The organism is Streptomyces niphimycinicus, assembly GCF_018883605.1.
GTDB lineage: Bacteria > Actinomycetota > Actinomycetes > Streptomycetales > Streptomycetaceae > Streptomyces > Streptomyces niphimycinicus.
Genome location: NZ_JAHLEM010001012.1, coordinates 1 through 3,752, shown reverse-complemented (window position 1 = coordinate 3,752; position 3,752 = coordinate 1). Strand labels below are relative to the sequence as shown.

The window sequence follows — 3,752 nt, the reverse complement described above, 5'->3', positions numbered from 1 at the left end:
CGGCGGGGGCATCGCGCCGCCGCCCGCCTTGTGGGTGGCGGCGTCCGCTATGTCACCCGGGTCGGCACCGGCACCCGGAGCGGCACCGGCACCGGGGCCGCCCTGCTGCGCGGGGAAATCGATGGACGAGGCGATGGCCGTGGGCGGCAGCGAGCTGCCGCCCGACATCAACTCGGTCTTGGCGTCGGGCCGTACGCCCGGCGGCGGAGTGTCCTCGTCGTCGGAGCCCGCGAGCGGCGGCGCGAAGACCGTGGCGGGCGGGGCGACCGACCGATCGTCGTCGCCCTTGATGTCCGTACCGGCCCACGGCGTACTGTCGCCGGGCGTGGCCGCGTTGCCCGCCCGGCCCCCCGAGGAAGGCGTACCGGTGTCCGGCGCGGGCGGGGCCCACGGGGTCGCCCCACCGGAGCCCGCCCCACCGGGCGGAGGCGGCGCGCCCTGCCAGCCCTCACCGCCGGACGGGGCGCCCGAGGCGGACCGGGCGTCCTGCTGCGAACCGGACGCCAGCGGACGCGCGACACCGTCGGACGGCCAGTCGTCCACGACCCCGCCCCGCCCCTTCGGCGCACCCGGAACAGACCCGCCAGGAACAGGCCCAGGCGGAACGGGCCCAGGCGGAACGGGCCCAGACGCGGCAGGCGGACCCGGAACAGGCGGCGCACCCGGCGCGCTGTGCGGCGCGTCCGGCCCGGCGCTCCGCGCCCCGCCGTCCGACGGCCAGTCGTCCTCGCCCGAGATCCTGGGTGCCGACACCCCGGGCCCGGCCCCGGGCCCACCGGCCGACGGCCAGTCGCCCTCCGGAGGCAAGCCAGCCGAAGCGGCGGAAGAAGCGGACGGAACAGACGGAGCGGAGGAGGACGACACCGGCGCCGACGCATCGGGCGCGCCCCCGCCCGGCTCCGCCCCCGGCCGCTGCCCGGGAAGGTCCGCCGACCCCTCGGACCGGCTGCTCAACGCGTCCGCCGCCTCCTGAAGCCACTCCGGCGGAGTGAGCAGGAAGGACGTCGCGTTCAAGTCGATGCGCTCTTGCCGGCCGGTGGTCGACTCGTCACGGGAGCCGTCGGTCGTGCCGTACCGCTCCTCGTATCGGCGGATCACCTCACCCACCGGCAGCCCCGGCCACAGCGTGGTCTCGCCGCTGTCGCGGGCGATCACCATCCGCGTGCCCTCGGCCCCCCGGCCCGAGACCGGCCCGTCCGCCCGGTCCTCGGCCCAGACCACAAAGCCCAGATCGAACTCCCGGACCCGCGCCTCGCGCTGCTGATAGGCCGGCAGATCGCCGTTGATCCAGAGTTCCGCGCGCTCCTGCGCCTGTGCGAAGGTCACCATCGCGCTCACCCCTCCACCGGGACGGCGTACGCGAATCCACCGTCCACCATCAGGTTCGCCACGGTCTCCAGCTCCGGCGGATTGCCCGCCAGCCGGAGCAGGAAGGCATCGAAGTCGTCGCCGCACGGCAGCAACAGCCGCCCCACCCGCTCCTGGACCGTCCAGCCGTCACGGTCCCGCGCATCGTCATACGCGCAGAACCACACCGAGCCGATCGCGTCACCCTTCACCTTGACCGCGATCACACCGCCCTGGACGAAGCCCACGCCCAGATAGTCCTTGGTGAAGTGATCCCGCAGACACTTGTTGATATAGACGAGATCATTGACCGCCGCCTCATCGCGCACCGTGAAGAACGGCTGGTCGATCAGCAGCCCCAGCTCCGGATCCAGCGCCGCGCCGACCGGTGCGCAGCCGCCCGCCGCCTTGAGGAAGGCGCGATACGACTCGGGCAGCCGGTAGCCCAGATCCTCCTCCACGCCGAGCACCTGCTCCTCGGTGACCGAAATGCCCCTCAGCGGCAGGCCCACATGGATCGGCCGGGTCTCCTGCAACGGGCGAGTGCCCCGCTTCTCCTGGTCGACCTGCGCCGTCGCAAGTCCGCCATGATGCCGCAGCAGCGCCTTGACCTCGACCGGAACCAGCTCCATCCGGCGGGTGCCGACCACGTGGTGCCAGGTCCAGCCATGCGGGGTGGCCACCGCCGACGCCCCGTTCCACAGCTCATGACCGGTGGCGTGCAGCGCCGCGTTCGCCGAGACATAGTCCGTCAGCCGAAGCTCGTCCACGCCGAACCCCTCCGGAGGCTCGGCGATTTCGGCGGCCGCACGCGCATACGGCGAGAAGTCCGGAAAGCCTTGTTCGTCCACTCGGACGCCCTTGGGGTGGCGCGCGGCCCGGACGGGATCCGGGAAGTGCACGACCTGCCCGGCGTAGGCCGTGTTCGGTGGCGCGGCATGCTGCCCGAGCCGACCTGTCGTCATGGCGGTTGCCCCCTGCTGATGCTGGCTACTGGGCACAGCCTATGCGGTGACGCAACCGGCCGAACCGGGCGGCCATCCCCCCTCACGACGGCCTCCGCCCCCCCACCAGGTCGTTCAGGCCCGGACTACCGCAGCGCCCACGGGATTTGGCAATCTGATCATTGCAATCGGGGGATTGCACAGGGAGGGATCCACCACATGCACATCACGCAGAGCAACGGAGGCGGCGACGGAGCCGCCCTCGCGGCCGGCGACCCCCGGCTGAGATGGAGCAGCGTCGACCCCGACGCCGGCCCGCCACCGCTCCACCGCCGCCGCGACGGCATCCTGCCCGCCGTAGCGGCCGCGCTGTCCGTCCGCGGCGAGACGCTGACCTGCACCGGAGGCAAAGCCGAACAGCCGCCGACGCTCCACCCACTGGTCCAGGAATTCCTCGACGCACTCGCCAGCGGCCAGCGCGAACGTTTCACCGGCCGCTGCCCCGAGGCGATCCTGCTCTCCCGCCACCTGGTCAACGTCGAAGCAGGCCGCTCCAAACGCGCCTCCCGCAAACCGCTCACCCAGGGTGAGGCCCGCCGCTCCCTCAAACAGGCCAAACTCACCACCCGCAGGATCCGCGAGGCGGGCGACCCCCAGCACGGCAGCTACGCCCCGCCCTGCCTGTCCTGCGCCGCACTGCTGGCCCACTTCGGCGTACGGATGGTGGGTGAGACCACATGAACCAGGCACATCAGGCACCACAACCACCACAGGCCCCGGAGGCCCCCGGGGCGGCGCGGACCCCCCCGACACGCCCGGCCCGAAAACCCATCGACCGCCTGGACGTCACCCGCTTCTCCGTCGCCGTCGACGCCGCCCTGCGCGACGCCGGCTGGCAGCCCGGCCGCTGGGACATGCACCGCGCCGAAGTCTGGGCCGACACCCTGCGCGCCCACACCTCCCCCGCGGGCCACCGGCACACCGTCTTCCCCGCCGCCGTCGAGGCATGGGCCGAATTCGGCGGACTCCACATCCAGCCGCCCGGCGCGGGCCGCGAAATCGCCCCCACCCCCTTCCGCATCGACCCCCTGCACGGCCTCCACCTCGCCCGCACCCTCGGCGACCTCGGCCACGCCCTCGAAACCGAGATCTGCCCCCTGGGCGAAGAATCCGACGGCCAGGCACTGCTGACCATCGACGCGGAAGGCCGGGTCTACAGCCTCGACCACACCGGGGACTGGTACCTCGGCCCCACCCTGGACGCCGCCCTCAGCACCCTCGTCACCGGCGCGCTGCCGGCCAGGCTGGCCCGCGCGTAACCGGCACGCCGCACGTAACCCACGCACCGCGCACAACCCACGCAGCGCACGCGATCCGACCGGCCGCGGGCACTAAGCAGGTCAGAGCAAGACCGCTACGGTTCCGACAGCGCGCCGAAGGGGCGCGGGGCTGTGTCGATGC

Annotated in this window: 4 protein-coding genes; 2 read left to right on the top strand and 2 right to left on the bottom strand. The window is 73.1% G+C overall.

What is annotated here, in order from left to right; translation table 11 throughout:
• Positions 1-1,329 (bottom strand): SUKH-4 family immunity protein (locus tag KN815_RS46870; RefSeq protein WP_507229935.1); only part of this gene is annotated, 1,329 nt, incomplete at its 3' end.
• 5 nt (positions 1,330-1,334) lie between these two features.
• Positions 1,335-2,312, bottom strand: coding sequence for an SMI1/KNR4 family protein (locus KN815_RS46865; RefSeq protein ID WP_216347879.1), 978 nt, complete (start codon positions 2,310-2,312; stop codon positions 1,335-1,337).
• Between the two features lie 198 nt (positions 2,313-2,510).
• Between KN815_RS46865 and KN815_RS46860 the strand changes: the two genes are divergently transcribed.
• Complete coding sequence (locus KN815_RS46860; protein ID WP_216347878.1) at positions 2,511-3,032, top strand: YwqJ-related putative deaminase; 522 nt, start codon at positions 2,511-2,513, stop codon at positions 3,030-3,032.
• On the top strand, positions 3,029-3,610 hold the full coding sequence (locus KN815_RS46855; RefSeq protein WP_253209687.1) for an SUKH-3 domain-containing protein: 582 nt from the start codon (positions 3,029-3,031) through the stop codon (positions 3,608-3,610). The genes KN815_RS46860 and KN815_RS46855 overlap by 4 nt, the downstream gene beginning before the upstream one ends.
• Positions 3,611-3,752: the final 142 nt, after the last annotated feature.